The sequence below is a fragment of the Ruegeria sp. C9 genome, from assembly GCF_056537585.1.
Genome location: NZ_JBQFRU010000007.1, coordinates 219,278 through 243,802 on the forward strand (window position 1 = coordinate 219,278; position 24,525 = coordinate 243,802).

27 protein-coding genes are annotated in these 24,525 nt (G+C 57.2%); 16 read left to right on the forward strand and 11 right to left on the reverse strand.

What is annotated here, in order from left to right; genetic code table 11:
• The first annotated feature begins 112 nt into the window (after nt 1-112).
• The 5 genes from ACR0NE_RS18760 to ACR0NE_RS18780 all read left to right on the forward strand — a co-directional run bounded on the left by ACR0NE_RS18760 (nt 113) and on the right by ACR0NE_RS18780 (nt 3,950).
• Nucleotides 113-1,756: a CTP synthase gene (locus ACR0NE_RS18760; RefSeq protein WP_170393584.1), complete on the forward strand. Its 1,644-nt coding sequence runs from the start codon at nt 113-115 to the stop codon at nt 1,754-1,756.
• A gap of 102 nt (nt 1,757-1,858) precedes the next feature.
• On the forward strand, nt 1,859-2,635 hold the full coding sequence (locus ACR0NE_RS18765) for an isocitrate lyase/PEP mutase family protein (RefSeq protein ID WP_170393586.1): 777 nt from the start codon (nt 1,859-1,861) through the stop codon (nt 2,633-2,635).
• A 71-nt stretch (nt 2,636-2,706) separates the two neighbouring features.
• Nucleotides 2,707-3,000 (forward strand): DUF1330 domain-containing protein, encoded by a 294-nt coding sequence (locus ACR0NE_RS18770; RefSeq protein WP_170393588.1) that lies wholly within the window; start codon nt 2,707-2,709, stop codon nt 2,998-3,000.
• A 41-nt stretch (nt 3,001-3,041) separates the two neighbouring features.
• A complete protein-coding gene (locus ACR0NE_RS18775) occupies nt 3,042-3,491 on the forward strand; it encodes a tellurite resistance TerB family protein (RefSeq protein ID WP_170393590.1) in 450 nt (149 codons plus the stop codon).
• A gap of 21 nt (nt 3,492-3,512) precedes the next feature.
• Entirely contained in the window at nt 3,513-3,950 is a 438-nt protein-coding gene (locus tag ACR0NE_RS18780; protein ID WP_170393592.1) for a tellurite resistance TerB family protein, read from the forward strand.
• 31 nt (nt 3,951-3,981) lie between these two features.
• Here the strand turns inward: ACR0NE_RS18780 and ACR0NE_RS18785 are convergent, their stop codons facing one another.
• Complete coding sequence (locus ACR0NE_RS18785; protein WP_170393594.1) at nt 3,982-4,560, reverse strand: disulfide bond formation protein B; 579 nt, start codon at nt 4,558-4,560, stop codon at nt 3,982-3,984.
• 9 nt (nt 4,561-4,569) lie between these two features.
• Complete coding sequence (locus ACR0NE_RS18790; RefSeq protein WP_223118239.1) at nt 4,570-4,725, reverse strand: DUF5993 family protein; 156 nt, start codon at nt 4,723-4,725, stop codon at nt 4,570-4,572.
• Nucleotides 4,726-5,091: 366 nt separating this feature from the next.
• Between ACR0NE_RS18790 and ACR0NE_RS18795 the strand changes: the two genes are divergently transcribed.
• The 4 genes from ACR0NE_RS18795 to ACR0NE_RS18810 all read left to right on the forward strand — a co-directional run bounded on the left by ACR0NE_RS18795 (nt 5,092) and on the right by ACR0NE_RS18810 (nt 8,422).
• Nucleotides 5,092-5,868 carry an ABC transporter ATP-binding protein gene (locus ACR0NE_RS18795; protein ID WP_170393596.1) on the forward strand — a complete coding sequence of 259 codons (777 nt, stop codon included), beginning with the start codon at nt 5,092-5,094 and terminating at the stop codon, nt 5,866-5,868.
• 33 nt (nt 5,869-5,901) lie between these two features.
• Nucleotides 5,902-6,651, forward strand: coding sequence for a transporter substrate-binding domain-containing protein (locus ACR0NE_RS18800; protein ID WP_170393598.1), 750 nt, complete (start codon nt 5,902-5,904; stop codon nt 6,649-6,651).
• Nucleotides 6,652-6,731: 80 nt separating this feature from the next.
• Nucleotides 6,732-7,619, forward strand: a complete 888-nt coding sequence (locus ACR0NE_RS18805; RefSeq protein ID WP_170393600.1) for an ABC transporter permease — start codon at nt 6,732-6,734, stop codon at nt 7,617-7,619.
• Complete coding sequence (locus ACR0NE_RS18810; protein ID WP_170393602.1) at nt 7,616-8,422, forward strand: ABC transporter permease; 807 nt, start codon at nt 7,616-7,618, stop codon at nt 8,420-8,422. The genes ACR0NE_RS18805 and ACR0NE_RS18810 overlap by 4 nt, the downstream gene beginning before the upstream one ends.
• On the opposite strand, the gene ACR0NE_RS18815 is transcribed toward ACR0NE_RS18810, so the two are convergent.
• Nucleotides 8,419-9,228, reverse strand: coding sequence for a M90 family metallopeptidase (locus ACR0NE_RS18815; RefSeq protein ID WP_170596045.1), 810 nt, complete (start codon nt 9,226-9,228; stop codon nt 8,419-8,421). The two genes, ACR0NE_RS18810 and ACR0NE_RS18815, sit on opposite strands and share 4 nt — an antisense overlap.
• Before the next feature lie 211 nt (nt 9,229-9,439).
• Here ACR0NE_RS18815 and ACR0NE_RS18820 point away from each other — a divergent pair, with 211 nt between their 5' ends.
• From ACR0NE_RS18820 to ACR0NE_RS18840, 5 genes are all read left to right on the forward strand, one after another.
• A complete protein-coding gene (locus tag ACR0NE_RS18820) occupies nt 9,440-10,759 on the forward strand; it encodes a glutamine synthetase family protein (protein ID WP_170596047.1) in 1,320 nt (439 codons plus the stop codon).
• Between the two features lie 58 nt (nt 10,760-10,817).
• Nucleotides 10,818-11,498, forward strand: a complete 681-nt coding sequence (locus tag ACR0NE_RS18825; RefSeq protein ID WP_170596049.1) for a type 1 glutamine amidotransferase — start codon at nt 10,818-10,820, stop codon at nt 11,496-11,498.
• On the forward strand, nt 11,498-12,856 hold the full coding sequence (locus tag ACR0NE_RS18830) for a glutamine synthetase family protein (RefSeq protein ID WP_170393610.1): 1,359 nt from the start codon (nt 11,498-11,500) through the stop codon (nt 12,854-12,856). Before ACR0NE_RS18825 ends, ACR0NE_RS18830 begins: the two co-directional genes overlap by 1 nt.
• Nucleotides 12,857-12,868: 12 nt before the next feature.
• On the forward strand, nt 12,869-14,173 hold the full coding sequence (locus ACR0NE_RS18835) for an NAD(P)/FAD-dependent oxidoreductase (RefSeq protein WP_170596051.1): 1,305 nt from the start codon (nt 12,869-12,871) through the stop codon (nt 14,171-14,173).
• Nucleotides 14,174-14,285: 112 nt separating this feature from the next.
• Nucleotides 14,286-15,485, forward strand: a complete 1,200-nt coding sequence (locus ACR0NE_RS18840) for an aminotransferase class I/II-fold pyridoxal phosphate-dependent enzyme (RefSeq protein WP_170596053.1) — start codon at nt 14,286-14,288, stop codon at nt 15,483-15,485.
• A 9-nt stretch (nt 15,486-15,494) separates the two neighbouring features.
• Here ACR0NE_RS18840 and ACR0NE_RS18845 read toward each other — a convergent pair whose 3' ends face one another.
• The 4 genes from ACR0NE_RS18845 to ACR0NE_RS18860 form a co-directional block, all read right to left on the reverse strand.
• Nucleotides 15,495-16,250, reverse strand: coding sequence for a trypsin-like serine protease (locus tag ACR0NE_RS18845; protein WP_170596055.1), 756 nt, complete (start codon nt 16,248-16,250; stop codon nt 15,495-15,497).
• A gap of 8 nt (nt 16,251-16,258) precedes the next feature.
• Entirely contained in the window at nt 16,259-16,813 is a 555-nt protein-coding gene (phaR, locus tag ACR0NE_RS18850; protein ID WP_170393618.1) for a polyhydroxyalkanoate synthesis repressor PhaR, read from the reverse strand.
• Nucleotides 16,814-16,948: 135 nt separating this feature from the next.
• Nucleotides 16,949-17,395: a phasin family protein gene (locus ACR0NE_RS18855; RefSeq protein ID WP_029621740.1), complete on the reverse strand. Its 447-nt coding sequence runs from the start codon at nt 17,393-17,395 to the stop codon at nt 16,949-16,951.
• Between the two features lie 132 nt (nt 17,396-17,527).
• A complete protein-coding gene (locus ACR0NE_RS18860; protein ID WP_170596057.1) occupies nt 17,528-19,330 on the reverse strand; it encodes a class I poly(R)-hydroxyalkanoic acid synthase in 1,803 nt (600 codons plus the stop codon).
• A gap of 111 nt (nt 19,331-19,441) precedes the next feature.
• Between ACR0NE_RS18860 and phaZ the strand changes: the two genes are divergently transcribed.
• Together phaZ and ACR0NE_RS18870 are read left to right on the forward strand one after the other, a co-directional pair.
• Nucleotides 19,442-20,713, forward strand: coding sequence for a polyhydroxyalkanoate depolymerase (phaZ, locus tag ACR0NE_RS18865; protein WP_170404873.1), 1,272 nt, complete (start codon nt 19,442-19,444; stop codon nt 20,711-20,713).
• Nucleotides 20,710-21,294, forward strand: coding sequence for a DUF6151 family protein (locus tag ACR0NE_RS18870; RefSeq protein WP_170596059.1), 585 nt, complete (start codon nt 20,710-20,712; stop codon nt 21,292-21,294). The genes phaZ and ACR0NE_RS18870 overlap by 4 nt, the downstream gene beginning before the upstream one ends.
• On the opposite strand, the gene ACR0NE_RS18875 is transcribed toward ACR0NE_RS18870, so the two are convergent.
• From ACR0NE_RS18875 to ACR0NE_RS18890, 4 genes are all read right to left on the reverse strand, one after another.
• A complete protein-coding gene (locus ACR0NE_RS18875) occupies nt 21,291-22,001 on the reverse strand; it encodes an alpha/beta fold hydrolase (protein WP_170510715.1) in 711 nt (236 codons plus the stop codon). The genes ACR0NE_RS18870 and ACR0NE_RS18875 overlap by 4 nt on opposite strands.
• Before the next feature lie 73 nt (nt 22,002-22,074).
• The gene (locus ACR0NE_RS18880; RefSeq protein ID WP_170510826.1) at nt 22,075-22,689 is read right to left on the reverse strand and encodes a hypothetical protein; all 615 of its coding nucleotides are present in this window, start codon (nt 22,687-22,689) and stop codon (nt 22,075-22,077) included.
• A 20-nt stretch (nt 22,690-22,709) separates the two neighbouring features.
• Nucleotides 22,710-23,717: an alpha/beta fold hydrolase gene (locus ACR0NE_RS18885; protein ID WP_170596061.1), complete on the reverse strand. Its 1,008-nt coding sequence runs from the start codon at nt 23,715-23,717 to the stop codon at nt 22,710-22,712.
• Nucleotides 23,717-24,466 carry an alpha/beta fold hydrolase gene (locus ACR0NE_RS18890; RefSeq protein ID WP_170596062.1) on the reverse strand — a complete coding sequence of 250 codons (750 nt, stop codon included), beginning with the start codon at nt 24,464-24,466 and terminating at the stop codon, nt 23,717-23,719. Before ACR0NE_RS18890 ends, ACR0NE_RS18885 begins: the two co-directional genes overlap by 1 nt.
• Nucleotides 24,467-24,525: the final 59 nt, after the last annotated feature.

Genomic DNA, 24,525 nt, shown 5'->3' on the forward strand with positions numbered 1-24,525 from the left:
GTTCTCTTGCGCTATGTGCGCGAATCCTTTATACGTGAAGTCCCGTGATGCAGCGGTTTTTTCGAACCGCCGGGCAGCTAATAATGACGTCTCACGGGAGCAGCCGAAAAACATGGCGCGTTTTATTTTCATCACTGGTGGTGTGGTTTCGTCCTTGGGCAAAGGACTGGCTTCGGCGGCGTTGGGATCGCTGTTGCAGGCCCGCGGATATTCGGTGCGTCTGCGCAAGCTGGACCCCTATCTAAACGTCGATCCGGGCACCATGTCGCCCTTCGAACACGGCGAAGTATTCGTCACCGATGACGGCGCTGAAACCGATCTGGACCTTGGCCACTACGAACGCTTCACCGGTGTGGCGGCACGCAAGACCGACTCGGTCAGCTCGGGGCGGATTTATTCCAACGTGCTGGAGAAAGAACGCCGTGGAGATTACCTCGGCAAGACCATTCAGGTGATCCCGCACGTCACCAACGAAATCAAGGATTTCATCGCCATTGGCGAGGATGAGGTTGATTTCATGCTCTGCGAAATCGGCGGCACCGTAGGTGATATTGAGGGCCTGCCCTTCTTTGAAGCGATCCGCCAGTTCAGTCAGGACAAGCCGCGCGGTCAGTGTATCTTCATGCACCTGACGCTGCTGCCCTATATCAAAGCCTCTGGCGAGTTGAAAACCAAGCCAACCCAGCATTCGGTGAAAGAGTTGCGCTCGATCGGTCTAGCCCCTGACATTCTGGTTTGCCGGTCCGAGGGACCGATTCCAACCAAAGAACGCGAAAAGCTGGCCCTGTTCTGTAACGTCCGCCCCGACAGCGTGATTGCCGCACAAGACCTCAGCACCATCTACGACGCCCCGCTGGCCTATCACCGTGAAGGTCTGGATCAGGCGGTTCTGGACGCATTCCAGATCAGCCCGGCCCCCAAGCCCGATCTGGCCAAATGGGAAGACGTCAGCGACCGCATCCACAACGCCGAAGGCGAAGTGAAAGTAGCCATCGTCGGCAAATACACCCAGCTTGAAGATGCCTATAAGTCAATTGCCGAGGCCCTGACCCATGGCGGCATGGCCAACCGCGTCCGCGTCAAGATCGAGTGGGTCGATGCCGAGGTGTTTGACAACGAAGACGCCGCACCTCATCTGGAAGGCTTCCACGCCATCCTCGTCCCAGGCGGCTTTGGCGAGCGTGGGACAGAAGGCAAGATCAAGGCCGCTCAATATGCGCGTGAACACAAAGTGCCCTATCTGGGCATCTGTCTGGGCATGCAGATGGCCGTGATCGAAGCCGCACGCAACGCGGCGGGAATCACCGAAGCCGGGTCCGAAGAATTCGACCATGAAGCCGGGAAAAAGCGTTTTGAACCCGTTGTTTACCACCTGAAAGAATGGGTGCAGGGCAACCACAAGGTCGAACGCAAAGTCGGAGACGACAAGGGCGGCACCATGCGTTTGGGCGCCTATGATGCGGTTCTGGCCGAAGGCTCGAAGGTCGCGGAAGTCTATGGCGGCACCCAGATTGAGGAACGCCACCGTCACCGCTACGAGGTCGACATCAAGTACCGCGACAAACTGGAAAAGGCAGGCCTGAATTTCTCGGGCATGTCCCCGGATGGTCGCCTGCCGGAAATCGTCGAATGGTCGGATCACCCATGGTTTATTGGTGTTCAGTATCACCCGGAACTGAAATCCAAACCCTTCGACCCGCACCCCCTGTTCCGCGAATTCGTGCGCGCCGCGAAAGACACCTCGCGTCTGGTCTGATCACGGGCCGATAACAGATTTGTACCAGTCGGCGCGAAATATCTTTACGCGCCGGCGGTTTGCACGGTTAACTGCCGCCATAGCAGCGACAGGAGACCGGCCATGACCGATCAGATTACCCAAGCAGAAACATTTGCCGCCCTGCACAAGAAGGGTGATCCGGTCATCCTCTATAACATTTGGGACCCCGGCAGCGCCGTCGCTGTACGCGATGCAGGGGCCAAAGCGCTGGCGACTGGCAGTGCTCCGGTCGCGATGGCGCAGGGGTTTTCGGACGGCCAGAACATCCCGTTTGAGTTGGCGTTAGACAACGCTCGCCGCATTGTCGAGGCGGTTGATATACCGGTCACCATGGACCTCGAAGGCGCTTATGCCGAGGATACTTTTGGCATATCGGCCAATGTCAAACGCGCGCTGGAAACCGGTGTAATCGGCTTTAACTTCGAAGATCAGGTCGTTGGAACTAAAGATCTTTATGACATCGAAACACAGGCAGCGCGTGTCGCTGCGATGCGCGAAAGCTGTGACGTGGCCGGTGTTCCCGCCTTCATCAACGCCCGCACTGACATCTTCCTCAAAGCCGCTCCGGACACGCATGATCAAGCGATGCTGGATGACGCCATGGCCCGCGCGGCCGCCTACGCCGATGCCGGAGCCAGCGGGTTCTTCGCGCCGGGCCTGAAAGACGAATCCATGATCGGCCAGCTTTGCGCGGCCACCGACCTGCCGGTCAACATCATCGCCCTGCCCGGCACGCCTGACACGCCGACGCTGGCGAAACTCGGCGTGGCCCGGATCAGCTATGGCCCGGTTCCCTATCGGCAAATGACCGCTTGGTTACAGGATTCAGCACGCGCCGCGCTGCAATCCGGTGGATGATCCACTTTTAGGGGATTGAATTTCAACCTGTTCCTCCGCACCTTGCATCCGATACCAGCGGAGGACACCTTGTGGCCAAAGGATACTGGGTTGCCCATGTCGATGTAGACGACATTGAAACCTACAAATCTTACATTGCTGCCAATGCGGCCCCATTCGCCGATTACGGGGCCAAGTTTCTTGTACGCGGCGGCGAGAGGAGCGAGCCTGAAGGCAAGGCTCGCGCCCGCACAGTTGTCATCGAATTTCCCAGCTATGAACAGGCGCTGGCCTGCTATGAAAGCGATGCCTATCAAGCCGCCAAGGCCTTGCGCGATCCGGTTTCGACCGGCGATCTTGTGATTATTCAGGGCTATGAGGGCTAGCACCGCTTGGCGCGCCTCGAATTACGGAATATCCTGCCGATATGTTGAAAAAATTCTTCCAGGCCTTTCGGCCGCCGCAACATGACAAACTGCCCGATCCTGATGCCGAACTGGCCCTGGGGGCATTGCTGGTACGTGTCGCGCAGGCCGACCGCGACTACAAGCTGGAAGAGATCAGCCTGATCGACCGCATTCTTGCGCGACTTTACCAGCACAATGCGATCGAGGCCGCCAAGGTCCGCGCCACCTGCGAAAAATTGCACGCAGCTGCTCCGGAAACAGATACATTCGGCAAACTGATCCGCGAAACCACCGATCTTCAGGAACGCTTGGCCGCGCTTGACGCCCTGTGGGAGGTCGTGCTGGCCGATGGCAACTCGGACGAGGGCGAGGTCAAGATCGTCGAAGAAGCCCGCATTGCCATGGGCCTCAGCTTCAACGACAGCAAAGCGGCACGCGAGCGGATACAAAGCCGCTTGGAAGCGACCTAGGCTATCTCTATATAAACGCTTATGTTCAGTGATTTCCTGTCCCGGCTCACGCAGCCGCAGCCCGACCCGCTTGTCGAAGATGATGCCCGTCTGGCCCTCACCGCCCTGTTGGTGCGTATCGCTCGGTCCGACAACGACTATGCCGATACCGAAATGGCCCGAATCGACCGCATCTCGGCCGAACGCTACGGCCTGTCGCCATTTGAGGCCGCAGCCCTGCGCGCCCGAGCCGAAGACCTTGAAGCCGAGGCGCCCGACACCGTCCGCTTTACTCGCGCCATCAAAGAGGCGATCGCCTATGACGACCGCCTGGCCGTTGTGCAGGCCATGTGGTCGGTCGCACTGGCGGATGGGCACCGCAGCGGTGAAGAGGATTCTCTGCTACGCCTTGTCGTCAGCCTGCTCGGCGTGAGCGATGTGGATTCGGCGCTTGCAAGACAAAAGGCGGCGAAGGTCTGATCAACCGGCAAGCCTTTGGGCGTTGTCAGCGCTATGAATCGCTGCCTTCAAGCTCATTCAGAAACTTGTAGTCTGTCGGCGGATCGTCACAGATGCCGGGCCCACACTCCAAAAGCGCCGAACCAGCGTTCGCGACGGCCAATGCCAAAATCAGGAAAAACGCTGTTTTGGCCAATGTACTTCCTCCGAAGCGTTCGGTTGCCCGAACGTCCGACGCAAGATCATACTGCTTCTCGAATACCAGCATGATTGCGGTGCCAAGGATGATCAAACCAAAGGCAACTCCCGCCCAGGTATAGAAGTGTAGGCCCAGAACCGGGGAGCCGTAGTGCCCTGTTCCGGGCACGATATGCAGCAGAATCTGCCGGATCGAAACACTGATCCCAAAGATCGCCGCCACCAACACGATGCCATAGTTTCTGGCGCGCGTACCCCACAACAGGTTAAGAGCAAGCCCGAACCCAACGGCCACGAATCCCACGCGTTGGAGCAAACATAACGGACAGGGCAGTTCGTAAAGGACAAGCTGAAAGTAGAAGGCAAGCACCAGAACCAGGCAAACCGCCAGTGCACCAATCGCATTCATGTTACGAGCAAATTCAGGTGACATTGGACGACCTCACAGTTGAATCGTTAAGGGGGTCGTGGCGTGAAACTTCAGCCAGTAGGCACTAGCCAAAAGCGTCAGCACGAACAATGCGTATGAAATTCTGACCAGCTTAAAGTATGCCAGCACCATCGTGCCGGCGAACAATGCAAATAATAGCGCGATCACAAGAAGCCCCTTACGTGAATTGAATTCGTATATTTCAATCTTTAACTCAAAACGAATTATTCCCAAATTCAAACAGTTTTGGTGATTGGATCAAGCCAGTTCAATAATTTTGGTTTCGCTGAGGATCACCTCGGTTGATCCGGAATCCTGTGACCTGAATCTCTGGGCCGCAATCAAGAGATTGATCTGGCTGACCTGTCGATAATGGTGCATCGAGTCACAGAATGCGCCCAACAAACTGACAGTTTAGACAGCGCGACCGCCCGATTTGGCAATTTCGCTGCGTGAACTTGTCAATTGCGCATTGCATTAGCCCGATTTTTCAGCCCTATTACCGCACCAACACCAATCATATCTGGACTGCCCGTGACAGACGCCGCTCCCGTCATTGAGATCAAGAACCTGCACAAAAGCTTTGGCCAACTCGAGGTGCTCAAGGGCGTGGACATCACCGCGCATCGCGGCGACGTCGTGTCGCTGATCGGATCATCCGGTTCGGGGAAGTCTACCCTGCTGCGCTGCTGCAATCTGTTGGAAGACAGCCAAGAGGGCGAGATTCTGTTCAAAGGCGAGCCCGTCCGTTGGACTGGCAGCCACAATCATCGCCGTCCCGCCGATCCCAAGCAGGTGCTGCGCATCCGCACAAATCTGTCGATGGTGTTCCAGCAGTTCAATCTGTGGGCCCATATGACCATCCTGCAGAATGTGATGGAGGCTCCGGTCACTGTCATGGGCCGCGACAAGGCCGAGGTCGAAGACAGCGCGCGCAAATATCTGGAGAAGGTCGGCATCGGCGACAAATGCGACGTTTATCCGGCGCAACTATCGGGCGGACAGCAACAACGCGCCGCAATCGCACGTGGGCTGTGCATGGAACCTCAGGCGCTGCTGTTTGACGAACCGACCTCAGCGCTCGATCCCGAACTGGAACAGGAAGTGATCAAAGTGATCAAGGATCTGGCCGCAGAAGGCCGCACCATGATCATCGTGACTCATGACATGAAGATGGCTGCGGATATCTCCAGCCACGTTGTGTTCCTGCATCAGGGCCTGATCGAAGAAGAGGGTTCAGCCGAAGACATTTTCACTGCCCCTGAATCCGAACGGCTTCAGGGCTTTCTCTCCGCCACTCAGGCGGCTTAACCAACGGACAGAACCAATAAAGGGGAGTAACTCATGAAAAACCTGATTCTGACCACCGCAGCGCTGGCGTTGACCGCCGGTATCGCAATGGCCGAAACTGTGCGCATGGGCACCGAGGGCGCCTACCCTCCGTACAACTTCATCAATGATGCTGGTGAGATCGACGGCTTCGAGCGTGAAGTCGGTGACGAGCTGTGCAAGCGCGCCGGTCTGGAGTGCGAATGGGTCAAGAATGACTGGGATTCGATTATTCCGAACCTGGTTTCGGGCAACTACGATACCATCATCGCCGGCATGTCGATCACTGACGAACGCGATGAGGTCATCGACTTTACCCAGAACTACTACCCGCCGACCGCCTCAGCTTACGTAGCTGCTTCAGATGGCGCTGACACGAAAGGTGGCATCGTCGCTGCACAGACCGCAACCATTCAGGCCGGTCACGTTGCTGAATCCGGCGCGACTCTGGTCGAATTCGCCACCCCCGAAGAAACCATCGCCGCCGTACGCAACGGCGAAGCGGATGCTGTGCTGGCGGACTATGACTTCTTGGTCCCGATTGTTGAGGAATCCGGTGGCGAGCTGGTCTTTGTCGGCGATCTTGTCCCGCTGGGCGGTGGCATCGGCATGGGCCTGCGCGAGAGCGACGCAGAACTGCGCGGCAAGTTCGATGACGCGATTTCGTCCATGAAGGCAGACGGCACGCTCAACGAGATGCTTGTCAAATGGTTTGGCGAAGGTATCGCAACCTACAACACAGACGGTTCGGTCGTAACCAACTAAGCCCTCCGTCCAATTGTCCGGCGCGTGCGCGCGCCGGACCTGCCGGACCTGAGACCGGCCAGACGTTCGAAAGACGCCTTATGTTCTCCTACTGCGCTGATCCTGACACGCTGGGCACGTTCCGCTGGTTCTCGTGCTATCTGACCAATGGCGTCCACTGGTCGTTCTACTTGTCGTTTTTCAAGGTGCTGGGTCTGCTGGCCGTCACCGCCCCGGTCGCCCTGAGCTTCGGTTTTGCCGGCGCTATGGCAGCGCGATCGCATTTCCCGCCGCTTAGCTGGCTGGGTAAGGCCTATATCGCCATCGTGCGTGGCGTGCCTGATATCGCTTTCTTTCTGTTCTTCGTGATCGCTCTGGATCAGGGCTTTGAATGGCTGCGCCATAAAGTGCTCTGCCCCGAATGGACCGATCCGGTGCGGCAGGGCAACGACTTCATCGTCTGTCAGGCCGCCAAGCTGCCGCTGGGCACTGCACCCGAATGGGTGCATGAAACCTACGGCTTCTTCCTTGCCGTCGTCACATTCTCTATCGTGTTCGGCGCGTTTGCCGCCAACGTCCTGTTCGGCGGCATGCGCGCTGTACCACACGCCCAGCTTGAGACGGCCGCAGCCTACGGCATGACACGCCGCCAGACCTTTTGGCGTATCCTGGTGCCGCAAATGTGGGTCTACGCCCTGCCTGGCCTATCGAACCTGTGGATGGTGCTGATCAAGGCCACGCCACTGCTGTTTCTGCTGGGCATCGAAGATATCGTCTATTGGGCGCGCGAGTTAGGCGGCACAAAAACATCCCGCTTTACCGATTACCCTCATGGCGACTGGCGCATGTGGTACTTCCTCGCCCTTCTGATCTTCTACCTCGGCATGACCCGCGTCTCGGAAATCGGGCTTGAGAAACTGATGCGCCGCCTGTCCCATGGTCAGGCCACATCGGGCGGAGAGCTTCTGCGCAAGGAGACCACCGCATGAGCTGCATCCAGACCATTCAAGACTACGGCCTCCGTTCGCTGGGCTTCGGGGAACGCCTGCTGCCCAAAACCGATTTCACCCTGTGCGAGCACTTCACGCTGATCGGCTCGGGCATGATCTGGAATATCTATTTCGGGATCATGGCGATGGTCACGGGGTTCTTCCTCGCCACCGCGTTGGCCGTCGGCAAAGCCTCGTCGAATAAATGGCTGCGTAAACCGTCCGAGTGGTTCATCTTTTTGTTCCGCGGCTCGCCGCTGTTCATCCAGTTCTTCTTTGCCTATTTCTTCTTCCTTTCGCTGAAGAAGCCCTATCCGATGTTCGACGCCTTCACCTCGGCCTGGCTGGGGGCGCTGATCGTGCTGTTCCTGAATACTTCCGCCTATTCGGGTGAGATCTTCTATGGCGCCCTTCGTTCAATCCCCAAGGGCGATATCGAAGCCGCCGACGCCTATGGCATGTCCGGTTGGTCGCGCTTCCGACGTATCGTTTGGCCCACAATGCTGCGGCTGGCGTGGCCCGCCTATACGAACGAAGCGATCTTTGTCTTCCAGTCCACCACACTGGTCTTCTTCTCGGCCTTCCCGGCCTGGCAACAACGGGGCGACGCGCTCTACTACGCCAGCTACTTCGCGGACAAGACGTTCAACCCGTTCATCCCCTACCCGATTCTGGCGTTCTATTTCATCCTGCTGACGCTGGTCATCGTTTGGGGCTTCGGAAGGGTCAACAAACGCCTGAACCGCCACCTACCTGCCGAGCGGAAAGCCAAGATGCGCTTCCGACTAAACTTGGCGCGCTAAGCCCACTCCACCGGGTTCAGCCGGAACAGTTTCGAAAGCTGCTCATAGACCTCGGGCACCTCGTGCTTCAGCGCCTTCGGGCGCTCAAAGAACACTTCAACCGAAACGGCAAAGAACTCTTCATGCCCGGTCGCACCATACGGATCGATGACTGTCCGCCGCCCGCTTTCAACCGCATCGACATGCGCGTCATAGGCGGTCAGGAACACCTTTTCCCATTCCGCGAATGTCTGCCCTTCACTCAGGATCGGTACGCCATTTGTACCCCCGGACAGATCATCGATCTGATGCGCAAATTCATGCAGCACTACGTTCTGCCCGTCGCGATCATCCAGAGCGCCCTGCTGGCTGTGTGCCCATGATAAAATGACCGGTCCGCGATCCCAGCTTTCCCCGGTCCGCACGATCTCCTTCTCGGACACGACATAGCCCGAGCGCCGCTGCTGCTTTGACTTGAACGCATTGGGATAGATCAGAATGGTCGTCAGATTGTCATACCAAATGTCGCTATTGATCACGAGCAAACAGGCCTGCGCCGCAATCGACAGCTCCATCTCCTCAGTCACTTCCAACCCGTCGCAGCCGTAGAAGCTCACTTGATCCAGAAACAGGTTCACCTTGCCATCCAAGTGGCTGCGCAGCCCGGCGGGCAGCCGCCGGATGATGGGAACTTGCTGATCAATGATGTCCTGTTGATCCGAGGTCAGACGCGTCGCCAACAGCGCTGCGCGGGCCTGTCTCTTGGACCAAACGTAATAGCCGACCCCGCCTGCGATCAGTAACACTATGGTAAGAAAGATGAACATATCTGAGACTATAGGTATCGCTACGCCCGGCACAATCGGGCACTTGAATGTTGTACAACTCGGAAGACAGCGGTCTCGACCACTGTACAAGTCGGTTGATTTTCAACTTCGCGCCCCACCGCAAGCGACGCCTGCTCGTAATTTGATCAAATTTCGTGACAAGACGCTAATCCTGATTTAAACCTCTCGTGACTAGACCACGGAGCCCCCAATGGACCTGAGCGCCCTGCATACATTCCGCGTCGCCGCCTGTGACCTCAACGGTCAGATGCGTGGCAAACGCGTGCCGCCCTCATACGGTGCCAAGTTGGACAAAGGCGCCGTGCGCATGCCGTTCTCTGCGCTCAATGTCGATCTCTGGGGCGCTGATATCGATGGCAGCCCGCTTGTCTTCGAAAGCGGTGATGCAGATGGTGTGTTGCGCCCCACCGGGCGTGATCCGGTTCCCATGCCCTGGCTTGATACACCCACCGCGCTGGTGCTCATGTGCCTGTACCACGATGACGGCACGCCTTTTGCGGGCGATCCGAGACACGCGCTTTCTGCGGTTCTAGATCGATTTTCCGAACGGGGCTGGTCGGTCATCGCCGCCACCGAACTCGAGTTCACTCTGCTTGACGCCTCAGGCGACCAACCGCAGCCTCCGATCAACCCGGTCACGCGCCGCAGGCTGCGGGACGAAGCCGTTCTGTCGATGGCCGAAATGGACGCGTTTGATGCGTTCTTCACCGATCTCTACGATGGTTGCGCCGCTATGGGTATTCCCGCTCAGACTGCAATATCTGAAAGCGGGATCGGCCAGTTCGAGATCAATCTGAACCATCAGGACGCCATGCGCTGCGCCGATGATACGTGGCTTTTCAAGACCTTGGCGCGTGGCGTGGCACGCAAGCATGGCTTCACAGCGACCTTCATGTCCAAGCCCTATGCCGAGGATGCGGGCAACGGGATGCATGTGCATTTCTCGGTCGTCGATGTCGATGGACGCAATGTCTTCGATGACGGAGGGGCCGAGGGAACCGATGAACTGCGCTCGGCGGTTGCTGGATGTCTGACCGCGATGCCCGGCTCTACGCTGATCTTCGCTCCTCATGGCAATTCTTACACGCGCCTGGTGCCTGGTGCCCACGCACCCACCGGAGCAAGCTGGGCCTATGAAAACCGCACAGCGGCCCTGCGCATTCCGGGTGGTGCCCCTGCCGCCCGACGGATCGAACATCGCGTTGCTGGCGGTGACATCAACCCCTATCTCATGCTGGCCGCAGTTCTGGGCGCGGCAATGGTTGGGATCGAGGATGGCCTGCGACCGCCCAGCCCGATTTCGGGCAATGCCTATGAGTTGACGGATCTGCCGCAGCTGGCAGCCGACTGGCCGTCGGCCATCTCTGCTTTCGAAACTGACCCGGTAGTTGCGCGCATTTTCCCGGACGATCTGATCCGCAACCTGGTAATGACCAAACGGCAGGAAATTGCACGATTCGCGTCCCACCCCCCTGACGAGCACTGGCTCAGCTATCTTGAGAGCGTTTGAACCTCTTGCCCAGCTCGCTTCGCTCCGCTAGAATAAATTTGATCAAATTTGGTGAACTATGAAAATCGGCATCCTTGTAACCGGCCACCCACCCGATGAATTGCATGAACAATTCGGGGAATATGATGGCATGTTTCGCGCATTACTGGGTGGGAACGGCTTTGAATTCCAAACATACGCAGTGGTCGATGGTGAGTTTCCGGAAGACGCGCATCAGGCCGACGGGTGGATCATCACCGGATCTCGTCATGGCGCATACGAAGATCACGCTTGGATTCCCCCGCTTGAACAGCTGATCCGGGATATTCAGAAGACAGGGAACCCTTTGATTGGTGTTTGCTTTGGCCATCAGATCATCGCACAAGCGCTTGGTGGAAAAGTGGAAAAGTTTGATGGTGGCTGGGCTGTAGGACGCACGGAATACAGCTTTGGCGATCAGACTGTCACCCTGAATGCTTGGCATCAGGATCAAGTGACCAAACTGCCCGCAGGTGCGGTGGTCACCGGTACGAATGACTTTTGCCAAAACGCCATGGTCACCTATGGCGATACGATCTGGACCGTGCAGGCCCATCCTGAATATGGAAATGACTTCATACAGGGCTTGATGGAGACCCGAGGCAAAGGCGTGGTTCCCGATGCGTTGATGCAGGCGGCAGCGAACCGGAAAGACGCCCCGGATGATAATGCCAAAATCGGCCACCACATGGCAGAGTTCCTGAAGAAAGCGAGGGCCTGATGGCCGACTGGACAGATCAGCTGCCTGAGGCGGCGCGCACCTACTTTGAAGGCAAACGGCTGGATGAGGTTGAATGCATCATCTCTGACCTGCCCGGCATCGCCCGCGGCAAGGCGGTCCCGGCGTCAAAGTTTGCCAAGCAATCCTATTTTCACCTACCCGACAGCATTTTCTACCAGACCATCACAGGGGATTGGGGCGAAGCTGCAGGTGAGGACGGTTTCATCGAGCGGGACATGATCCTGAAACCTGATTTCTCAACTGCGTCGGCCGCTCCTTGGACGGGCGACTGGACCTTGCAGGTGATTCACGACGCGTTCGACCGAGATGGCGAGCCGATCCCTTTCAGCCCCCGCAATGTGCTCAAACGCGTTGTGAAGATGTATCACGACAAAGGTTGGAAGCCGGTTGTCGCCCCCGAGATGGAATTTTTTCTTGTCGCGCCGAATGTAGATCCCGCGCAAGGGATCAAGCCGATGATGGGCCGCTCGGGCCGACCTGCGGCGGCGCGGCAGGCTTATTCGATGACAGCGGTCGATGAATTCGGGCCGGTGATCGACGACATCTACGACTTTGCCGAATTTCAGGGGTTTGAAATCGACGGGATCACGCAAGAAGGCGGAGCCGGTCAATTAGAGATCAATCTGCGTCATGGCGATCCTGTAAAACTGGCCGATGAGGTATTCTACTTCAAACGTCTGATCCGCGAAGCCGCGTTGCGTCACAACTGCTTTGCGACATTCATGGCGAAACCGATCGAGGATGAGCCGGGCTCGGCCATGCACATCCATCACTCGATCATCGAAAAAGAAACGGGACAGAACATCTTCTCCGGTCCACAAGGTGGCGAGACGGATGCGTTTTATCACTTCATCGCCGGTTTGCAGAACCACCTGCCTGCAGGGCTGGCGGTGATGGCACCGTATGTGAATTCTTATCGCCGTTACGTCAAAGACCATGCGGCCCCGATTAATCTGGAGTGGGCACGCGACAATCGGACAACTGGCATTCGCGTACCTCTGTCCGGCCCCGAGGCGCGCCGGGTCGAAAACCGCATCGCAGGCATGGACTGCAACCCTTATCTTGGTATCGCATTGTCGTTGGCCTGTGGCTATTTGGGCCTGACTCAGCAAGAGCGCCCACGCCGCCAATTCTATGGCGACGCCTATGAAGGCGACGGCGATATCCCTCAGATCATGGGTGAAGCTCTGGATCTGTTTGATGAAGCCACTGCCCTGCACGAAGTTCTGGGTCCCGAGTTCGCCCGTGTCTACGGCATCGTCAAACGTGCTGAGTACGAAGAGTTCCTGCAGGTCATTTCCCCGTGGGAACGCGAGCATCTGCTGATGAACGTCTAGGGCAAAGACGCGATGAACCTGCTGTATTCAAATGACCGCAAGGCGGAGTACCCGCCAAGCTGGTATGCCGCGACGGCGCACGCCTTTGACCGCCACCCGGCGCTTGAAGGCGACCATACCGCAGACGTCTGCATTGTCGGAGGCGGATACACGGGCTTTTCGGCAGCATTGCACCTGGCTGAGGCTGGGTTCGATGTTGTCCTGCTGGAAGCTCATCGCGCGGGCTTTGGGGCTTCGGGTCGCAACGGAGGCCAACTGGGCAGCGCGCAGCGTTTGGATCAAGAGGATCTTGAACGGCTTGTCGGCGATGAAGACGCGTTAAAGCTTTGGGATCTGGCCGAAGAAGCCAAGGATCTGGTCAAATCTCTGATCTCAAAACATCAGATCGATTGCGACCTGAAGCCCGGCATTGCGGTTCTGGGCTTTAACAACTCGGAGCGCGCAGAGCTACATGATCACGCGGCGCATCTGTCGGGTAAATACAAATACGACCAAATCGAAACTTTAGATGCCGATGCCGCGCGCGGGCTTTGCCCCTCACCAGCCTATGCGGGTGGGTATCTGGACAATGGTGCCGCGCACCTACACCCGTTGAACTACGCCCTCGGCCTTGCGCGTGCCGCTGTCAGAGCCGGGTTAAGACTGCATGAAGACACCGAAGTTCTTGGCATCGATCAGGGCGCTCGTGTTACTGTACGTACTGAAAAGGGCACGATCACTGCCGATCACGTTATTCTGGCCTGCAACGGATACCTCGGAGATCTGAACCGGCAAGTTGCATCGCGCGTGATGCCAATCAACAATTTCATCGCGGCAACCGAACCTTTGGGCGCTGAAGTGCAAAAAGTTTTGGCCAAAGATATCGCCGTTGCTGACACCAAGTTCGTGATAAACTATTTCCGGCTAAGCGCCGATGGCAGGCTGCTGTTTGGGGGTGGCGAAAGCTATGGTTATCGTTTCCCCGAGGACATCGCCGCAAAAGTCCGCAAGCCGATGACCGAGATTTTCCCGCATCTGCGTGACGTCAAAATCGACTACGCATGGGGCGGAACGCTGGGCATCACCATGCGGCGCATGCCCTATTTGACCCGGGTTGCGCCAAATATCCTGTCCGCCTCGGGTTATTCTGGCCACGGCGTCGGCACCGCGACCCATGCAGGGCAACTCATGGCATTGGCGATCCAGGGGCAGGCTGAGGGGTTCGATACCATGGCCCGCGTTCCTGCAGTGCCCTTCCCGGGCGGTCCTGCTTTGCGGACGCCGTTGCTGATACTGGCCATGACTTGGTATGCGCTGCGTGACAGGCTGGGTATCTGAACACATTCTTTACGACGAATTGGTGAAATCTCGCTGACGATGCGAATTGGGACTTGGCTTGCCTGCACATCGAATTTATATTTCCCAAAGATAAAATTCGGGAAATCCAAATATGACGCTTGTACCCAACGTTCATGAAGCCGAACCCATCCCCGCAGCCGCCCGAGACGCAATCGACGCCCTGATGAAGTCAGGCGATCTGTTTCGCTATACCGCACCTCAGGATGCGCCCGTTGCTCTCCTGGAGGCAGAGTTTGCCGAACTGCTCGGCACAACATACGCGCTGGCGGTCTCTTCCTGTTCTGCCGCGCTGTTTTTGTCGCTCAAGGCGCTTGGGTTGCCCCGCGATGCGCGGGTTCTGATCCCCGGATTTACCTTTGCCGCCGTGCCGTCTTCAATCGTTCACGCGGATTGCATTCCGATTCTGTGCGAGGTCGGGGACAATTATCGCGCCGATATGGTCGATTTCACGGCCAAGCTGGACAGCGTGCAGGCAGTGATCATCAGCCATATGCGCGGCCATACCTCGGACATGGACGCGATCATGGAGCTGTGTGAAGCCCGCGATATCCCGGTGATCGAAGACGCCGCCCACTCTTTGGGCACAACCTGGCATGGGCGCAATATTGGCACCATCGGTAAGGTCGGCTGCTTCTCGTTCCAGTCCTATAAAATGATCAACGCAGGCGAAGGTGGCATTCTGGTCAGCGACGATGCGGATCTTGTGGCGCGCGCTGTCATCATGTCGGGCGCATACGAGCACAACTGGAAAAAGCACTCTGGCTCACCAGAGCTGGAACAGGCCTTTGCCAAATGGCAGAACCAGTTGCCACTGTATAACCTGCGCATGAGCAACCTCAGCGCTGCAGTCATTCGTCCGCAAATCCCCGAATTGGCACGCCGTGTCCGCGACGGGCTGGCAAACCATGACTATGTGGCTGATCGTCTGAACACATCGCCCTACATCGATGTCCCTGCCCCTCTGACACCCGAGCAGCGCGCACCGGATTCGATCCAATTCAATCTGGTTGACCTCAGCGACGATGAAATCCGCGCCTTTGCCGCCGCAGCCGAGGCACGCGGTGTCAAGGTGCAGGTCTTTGGCCTGAGTCAGGATAACGCTCGTGCCTTCTGGAACTGGCAGTTCCTACCCGAACAGTTCGACCTGCCACAGACCCGTGCGATGCTGATGAAGGCCTGCGATGTACGTCTGCCCGTGCGTTTGACGCGCGATGAACTGGACGTAATCTCGGACATCCTGCTGGCTTCTGTTGGCGAGGTTGTTGGCCCGGTGCCAGTCTACGGGACCTGATCGTCAGTACTATTGCAGATCAAGGTCATGAACTGAAAGTAACAATGCGTCGATCCCGTCAGGGGTTGGCGCGACGCGCGACAAAATCCCGGCAACGGCAAGCCCGGTTTCTGTTTGCATCAGAAACGGCGCACCGGAATCCCCCATCATGACGGGGCAGATCGCGCGCATCAGCCCTTGGCCGGCCTGTGCGGCATTACAGCTATCGGTGCGACTGAGCACGTGAGGCCGCAATCCGGGATAGCCCGCGAACGAGCCCATCTGCGGGACAGTCCGGGAAATATCGAAAAAACCAACCTGCTCTCCAATTGGCTCGGACAACTCCAAAACGGCCCAATCCAGATCGGCGCGATTGTTGAATACACCGTCGCGCCCCTGTTCCGAATCCAGCCGATAGGCCAATACATTGGACACGGCGGCAGCCTCGCCGCGCTGATACCCTGCGGCAAACCGGATACTGGCCGGAGGAATCCAGCGGTTGCGCGCGCTGTTGTACAAGCAATGTGCCGCGGTCAAAACCAGCCGCTCAGACACCAGCACGCCGGTACAATGGGACCGCTGGCTGCGGCTGGCAAAATTGACCCGGCCAATGGCGCGCCAGGGCGGGGTCGTTGCATCCAGAATTTCGCGCGCGCGAATCTCATCGCAGCCCGCAGCCGTATCCCGACCCATTGTGCAGATAGGTTCCCACACGGATGTAAACTGGCCTTGGGCCTGTGCAGTCTGGGCCCAGATCAACGCGCCCAGAACAGACAGCCAGCGCATCGGTCAGGCTAGCTCAGCTTCGATAGTTTTTGTTGCAGCTCGGCAAGTTGCTTTTTGATGTCGTCCAAATCCTCTTTGGGTTCGGGCGATGTTTCTTGTTCATCATCCGGCCCCGACCAGTTCCCCGACAGACCACCGGTCATGGCTTTTAGGAAGGCCTTTTGCTGCGCTTGCATCGCCTCGAATCCCGGCATCTGGGACATCGGGTTCATGGCGCTCATGTTCTCCATCATCTTCGACTGGCTTTCGCGCAGCATCTCGAATGAGCTTTGCAGGAATTGCGGCATCATGCCCCCGCCCGGCACCATGTAGCTGCGCACCAGATCGTTCAGCACATTAATCGGCAAAACATTTTCGCCGCGGCTTTCGTGTTCGGCAATGATTTGAAGCAGATACTGACGGGTCAGGTCATCACCGGTTTTCAGGTCGATGATCTGAACCTCGCGGCCATCGCGTATGAAACCGGCTATATCTTCAAGCGTCACGTAGTCGCTGGTCTCGGTGTTATACAGCCGACGGCTGGCATAGCGCTTGATCAGCAGCGGTTTGTCTTGTTCCGACACCCTGTACCCTCCCCAAGGATGATGCGTTGCAGCAGAGGTTATGCGACTGCAGAACAAAAAGAAAGGGCAGGTCAAGCGACCTGCCCGAAGCGATTACACCATTTGGGAGGAATGGGTGCTATATCGCAGCCTTACTTACTTGGCGGTTGCTGCTTTCTTTGCGGCAGCGGTCACCTCGTTGGTGGCTTTTTTGACGGCTGCGGTTGCATCTTCTGCAGCGTCTTTGCCAGCCGCCATCAGCAGCTCAACGGTTTCGGTCTGAACTTTTTTCGCGATTTCAGCGAAAGCAGCCAGGTTTTCGGCAGCAACTTCAGCCGACGCGCTTGCGAAATCGGTTGCGGCTTTTGCGTAATCCGCAGGCTCGGTTTTTGCTTTCGACATCTCGGTCAGTTTGGCCAGGGTTTCCTTGGTCCATTTGTTCGAGATTTCAGCCGATTTCTCAGCTGCGTCCAGAGCAACACCCGACAGCTTTTCGTTCAGAGAAGCGGTCGATTTGAATGCGTCTTCCAGAGCGGTTGTGTCAACCGGGAACGCGCCCATCATGTCTTTCAGGGTCGCGGTAAAGTCTTGGGTCTTTGCCATTGTCCTAAATCCTTCTAGCCGTTCCGGGCCCACCCCGGTTCTCATCAGCTTGAAGGCAATATGATTGCTGCATCGCAGCATTGCAAGTTTTTTCTTGCTGCAATGCAGAAATTTTTGAGTTTCAAAATGATATCAGCGGTTTGCCTTGACCAAAACATAGGTACCCGGAGCCGGGCAAAGGCGTGGATGATCCGAATCGCCGGAATCGCGCGCGGGAACCTGCTTGCCTGATCGCTTCTTTAACCACGCTTCCCACATCGGCCACCACGAACCTTCGTGGAAGTCAGCCTCTTTCAGCCATGTATCGGCATCACATTTCAGCTCAGGATTGGTGTAATGGCCATATTTTTTCTTACTGGGCGGATTTACGATGCCCGCGATGTGGCCGGACTCGGACACCACAAAGGTCTTCGACTTCGCGCCCATCTGCTGCACCCCGCGATAGCAATCCTTCCATGCGGCAATATGATCCGTCTCGCAGGTGATCGCCATCAAAGGCACATCGACATCCTTGATATGCAGCTTATGGCCAAGCAATTCGAACCCGTCGTTGACGAAATCGTTGCTCTGACACAAACCGCGCAGATACTGGATCGCCATCCGACCTGGCAGGTTGGCCCCGTCGCCGTTCCAGTACAACAGGTCAAACGCTGGCGGTGTTTCACCCATCATGTAGCTGCGGATCGCCGGCGTATAGATGAGATCTCTGGATCGCAGGAAAGACATCGTTCGCCCGATGATCCATGCCTTTAGAATACCATCCTTCGAGACCTGTTCTTCGATGCCATCTACAAAGTCATTTTGCAGGAACGGCGTGAACTCCCCCTGCTCACCAAAGTCTGTCAGGGTGGTGAAGAAAGTGGCAGATTTGATCGACTTGTCGCCGCGCTGCTTCATCAGCGAAAGCGTCAGGCTCAGCGTCGTACCGGCGATGCAGTAACCCACTGCGTTGACCTGCTTGACCTTGCAGATTTTCTTCGCCTCCTCGATGGCGGTCAGGAACCCTTCCTGAATATAGTCCTCCATCCCAATATCGGCGTGTGAACTATCGGCATTCACCCAGCTGACCACGAACAGGGTATAGCCCTGCTCGGTCACCCATTTGATCAGGCTGTTCTGAGCCTTTAGGTCCAAGATATAGAACTTGTTGATCCATGGCGGGAACAGAACGATCGGCGTTTCGTGCACCGTCTCGGTCACCGGTTTATACTGGATCAGTTCCATCATTCGGTTGCGATAGACGACGTCGCCGGGTGTAGTTGCGATATTCCCGCCAATCTCAAAGGCACTTTCGTCAGCAAGTCTGACAACCATTTCGCCGTCATTGGCCTCAAGGTCCGACACGAGGTTCTCCAGCCCCTGTATCAGGGACTGCCCTTCGGTCTCGATCGCCTTTTCCAGCGCATCGGGGTTGGTGGCCAGAAAATTCGTCGGTGCCATCATATCTATGATCTGTTGCGAGAAGTACTGCAGACGCTGCTTATCCTTGGTTTCCAGATCGTCAACCGATGCAACGGCCTGCGCGATCGCTTCGGCATTGGTTTGGTACTGCTGGCGAATGAGGCGAAAGTAGGGGTTGGTTTCCCACATTGGATTGGCAAACCGTTTATCTTTGGCAGCGGCTGGGAGTACATCCCCGTCGCTTTGGGTCATCGCTTTCTGCGCTTCCGCAAAGTTGAGAACCGATTTTCCCCAATACTCAATTTGCTGCTCCAACAGCTTTGTGGGGTTTTGAAACGCTTCAGCCCAATACGCAGTTGCTGCTTTTGCAAAAAGCTCTTGATTCGGGCCATCCAGAGCGGGGGTGTGCGGCGTTTTTCCGGCCATGACCTCGACCAGGCGTTTGGACAGTTCTTCTACTTTGTCCATATTTTCTTTAAGTCGTTCAATATGTTCTTCGGTCAGTTTTGGCGTCTGGTCTTCGGTAGTTGTCATTTTAACAATTCCCCCCTAGTCTCGCTGCTGTGCAGAATAACGTCGTTGGCGTCGGGGGGCAAAGCGGCGAATGGTCCGAATTCTCAGGCTGATACTCAGGAGGCACATTCGATGCGCTACATGATGACCTATGACCTGATGGAAACCATGCGTAACACCAACCAATGGCTTGGTGCAACCGCAAGCGCGATGGCATCCTACCCCCTGTTCTCGATGACACCCAACCCGGCCTTCAACTGGATGGCTGCATGGGGCGAAGTAACCGAGCGCACATTCCAGCGTATGGTCGTCAAGCCTGATTGGGGCATCCGCACCTTTACCTGCGAAGACGGCAAGGACCATCTGGTCGATATCACAACCGTGCTTGAGCGTCCTTTCGGCGACCTGATCCATTTCCGCGTTAATGGACGCAAAGAACAGCCACGCAAGGTGCTGCTGGTTGCACCGATGTCGGGGCATTACGCGACCCTGCTCCGCTCGACCGTCAAAAGCCTGCTTGTCAATTGTGAGGTCTACATTACTGATTGGCATAACGCGCGCGACATTCCCGTGTCCGAAGGCAAGTTCGATGTCGAGGATTACACGCTCTACCTTGTCGATTTTATGAAAGAGCTCGGCCCCGATACGCATGTTATAGCGGTTTGTCAGCCCGCACCGCTGACTCTGGCCGCAACCGCCTATCTGGCCGAGGTCGAGCCGAAGGCGCAGCCAAGTACCCTGACCCTGATCGGCGGTCCCGTCGACCCCGACGCAACTCCGACCGAGGTTACGGATTTTGGTCGCCGTGTAACGATGGGTCAGTTGGAAGAAACGATGATCCAGCGGGTTGGCTTCAAATACAAGGGCGTAGGCCGGATGGTGTATCCCGGCTTGCTACAACTGGCTTCGTTCATGTCAATGAATGCCGAACGTCACAGCAAGGCGTTCTCGGATCAGATCCAGCGCGTTATTCGTGACGAGGCATCCGACCACGATGCCCATAACCGGTTCTATGACGAATATCTGGCGGTGATGGACATGACTGCCGAGTTCTATCTTTCGACCGTTGAACGTGTCTTCAAAAACCGTGAGATCGCGCGCAACGAGTTCGTTGTAGCCGGCCACAAGGTAGATATCGGCAAGATCACTGATGTGGCTGTGAAATCGGTCGAAGGCACGAATGACGATATCTCAGCCCCCGGGCAATGCATTGCGGCGCTGGATTTATGCACGGGTCTGCCCGACAGCAAAAAGGCCAGCCATGTTGAACCCGGCGCGGGTCACTATGGCATTTTTGCGGGCCGCAGCTGGCGCGACAACATCCGTCCGCTAGTGATTGATTTCATGAATGAAAACAGCCGCAAACCCCGTCAACGAGCCGCCAATAGCAACAAAGTTGCATGAGCCGCGCAGCGGCAGGAGACCTTCCTTTCCGTTGCAATTGCGGCGCCCTTTCGGGGCGCATTACTGAACACGGCGTCGTATCCGGCACTCATGTCGTGTGTTTTTGCCATGACTGCCGCGCGGCTCAGCTGTATTTTGAACAGCCCGACCCTGCGCCCGACCCAGTCGAGGTGTTTCAGATGTCACCGGAAGACATCAAGATCGATGCAGGGGTCGAGCACTTGGCAGCTATGCAACTTAGCCCCAAGGGCATGTTGCGATGGTATGCCAGATGCTGCAACGCGCCGCAGGCCACGACGCCGACAACTCCAAAATTTCCGTTCGCGGGTTTTATCGTCAAACGTATTCCCCACCCCAGCAGTTTGGGTCCCATTACTACGCGTGGATTTGTGCCAAGGGCTGACGGCAAGCAGTCTCATGAGAAAATCCGCTATGCCGCTATGGGTCTGCTTAAACGCGTACTAAAATCGCGTCTGTCCGGGAGCTGGAAGAAAACGCCATTCTTTGACTCTGAAACCGGTCGGTCGGTGGTGCAACCAACTGTTCTGACCAAGAACCAGCGCGCGGTTTTCTACGACTAGGTCAGCCGCAGTGGTTTCCGGAGCCAATCCTGCAGCATCGCAATCACGGATTCGGGTGCTTCCAGTGTCGGATAGTGCCCGGCCTCATCAATCACGCGCAACTCTGCATCCGGAATGAGATCAGCCATGAAGGTATTCTTGCGGACCGGATTCTCCGCATCATGGGCACCGCAGATGATCAGCGTGGGCATCCTTATCCGGCGCAGCGTGCCTTGTTGGTCCGGACGGCGTTGCATGGTTCTTATCTGACGCACAAACACATCCGAGCCCAATTCCTCGGCCATCTGCAACACTTCGTTCAAAATCGGGATGCGTTGCGGACCGGGAGACAACATGTCCGAGCCGATCAGCTTGCGCATCACTTCGTCCAACCTCCCCGCCTGCGCGCCAACGATCAGGTCTTCGCGACTCGCCGCGATATGAGGTGTGTCGGCCTGCGCATCCGTCGCCAGCAAGGCCAATCGTGTCACCCTCTCAGGTGCGCGCCGCACGATCTCAAGCGCGACGCCACCACCCAGACCAAACCCGCACAAAGCAAACCGGTGCGGCAGTTGATCCAGCAAGCCCGACGCGATTTCTTCGAATCGTTCACCGCCGGTGATCGGTGCGACCATAACTGCACGTTCACGCGACAGCGCGGTGATCTGCGCCTGAAACAACCGTGCATCGCACATCAATCCGGGTAGCAAAACCAACGGCTCGATCACCTCGGTGCCCTCCGCTCGTTGTTATTGTTTTGTTACAGGATGAGAGGTTTGCCAACGGCGGGCAAGTAAAACTTCACGGATAGCTGATCGCCCGAAACGGTGGGAAATCCGCATAGCGTTCCTGCCTTTGGCCCAGCGGTTCATCGGGCTCCGCCCCGGCCCGCAACAGGCAGCCGCGCGGGGCGATATAGCTGTCGATCCGCCGTACAGGCTTGGGCCGCCAAACCAGATTGAACGCGCTTAATTTGGGAAAAAACCAAATCTCGGAATAATCCAGATGGTCATGCATCCACCACGCCAGATCGCGCCAATCGCGCCCCTGCGCATAGCGGTCTGCAAACCACGGAATTACCACAGACGCCCCTGCTACACGTGCGTCACCTTCGCCCCAATCCCAAATGTGGCACTCCAACGGGTTGTCATTGCGGGCACAGTTCAACCTGTTCTCGTTCCCGAACCGGTTCAGAGATCGCGAGCGATAGCCCGAGCGCACCGCGATACGACCAAAGGTTTCTTCCAGCGGATCCAGCAGGGTCTCGCAAAACGCGCGCCCGGTCTCGATCGCAAGATCAGGGTTGTCGGGAATATTTTGCAATGCGTGAAAGTTCCCGATCTCGGAATATAGGAAATCACGCATGAAAAAATGCCGGGATAGTCGCACGCGACCCAACGTCTCAAGGCTCCACATACTGCCCGGTCTACGCATATTCAGCCACCGCCTTGCCTCTGAATCCCCTGCTCTGACAGCCACTCCAATATGCCCGCGACCGCCGCGTCGGTCTGACCCGGTGACATCAGACGCCCCGCGACCACGTGTGAGGCCGGATCATCCCCGGGCCCCATTGTCACCAATGAAACCATCGCCTGACCACCCCAGGTCTTGGCCGCCTCATGCATTTTTTCCGGACGCACCACCTGATCATCATCAGAAAACCAGAACAGCGCCGGAACCCGCGCGCCCGAGAAGTCCAGCGCATCGACCGCATCTACAAGGGCAAACATCGGCACGACCGCCTCCCACGGATAAACAGTTGTCCAAAAGATGTTCTTCTCGGGATCAGTGCTTGAGACATCCCGGTCCTGTCCCATCAATGGCGGCAGCCAATGCCGGGCCCACGGCAAGGATGGCACCCAGGAACCAGCCGAGTTTACGCCAAAGTTCGGCGATACCAAAACCAACGCAGCCACATCAGTGCTCAGTTCCGTGTCCATCGCAGCCGCGGCGGCCAGGGTCGCCCCCGTCGAGGTTGCGATCACAATGACTTGCTCACCAACAGCCCTGGCGGCAGCCAACGCCTCGGCTGTATCCTGCATCCAGCCCGACGCCGTACCTTCGGCCATTGCGTCCCCATCGCGGCCATGCCCCTGAAGCCTTGTGTAGACAAGGTTGGCACCCAACGCGTCCGCAACGCGATCAGGTACTGGCCTGATCTCCTCGGACGTGGCGGAAAACCCATGAATGTAGAGCACCGCAAAAGCTGTCCGCTGTTCAACAAAACCATCCTGCCAGATCACGCGCTTTTCAACACCTGGCACGATGTCATCATAGGCGGATTCGATGCTTTCAAAGTAAACCTGAACGCCCTCGCCAAATTTGCGCGGATCGAAACGCGGATGCAGGTCCACTGGCTCGCGCGGGCCAAAGGCGTAGATCAACGCACCAACCAGCGTCAAACCCACCAGCACCCGCGCCAAAACCCAGCCCAGGCGACGCATCAGGTGCCTTCCAGGACTTCTCGCAGAGCCTGCTCAATCAACCCGAGGCATCGCTCATCCGAGAACCTGTGATCCGCATCTTTGACCAGCAGCAGTTGCATGTCCGGACCAGTGGCATGATCCAGCAGGCGCACTGCCGTATCGGTCGAGACGGCCGTATCTGCTGTCCCCTGCAGGAGACGCACAGGGAAAGGCAGATCAAGCGAAGCGCGCAAAACCAACCGCTGCCGCCCATCCTCAATCATCCTCTTGGTGATGACGTAGGGCTCCATGTAGTCCGATGGTAGTTCCACATGTCCAACCGTCTCTAGTTCAGATTTCTGCTCGTTCGAAAACGACGCCCAATACCCATCCTCGGTAAAATCTGGGGCCGCCGCAATTGTCAGCATACCTGCGATCCGTTCGGGCATGACACGCGCCAGCAACAGCGCTTGCCACCCGCCCATCGACGATCCCACAACAACCAGCGGACCATCAGTTAACCGAGAAACTGCAGCCAGCGTATCCTCGTGCCAGTCCCCGATACACCCGTCAGTAAAGGCGCCCGAGCTTTCACCGTGCCCCGAATAGTCAAACCGAAGGAACCCCTGCCCGCGCGCGCGAGCCCACGCTTCCAGATGCACCGCCTTGGTGCCCTCCATATCTGATTTCAAGCCACCTAGAAAAACGATGGTCGGCCCGCGCCCATCACTCTTGTGATACGCCAGACGTCGTCCCTGAGCGGTTTCCAGAAATTCTGCCTCTGCCATGCTACCCTCTTTGCTTGTCCGCCCATCATGCATGTCACGCACCTCTCTGCAATTGCCCG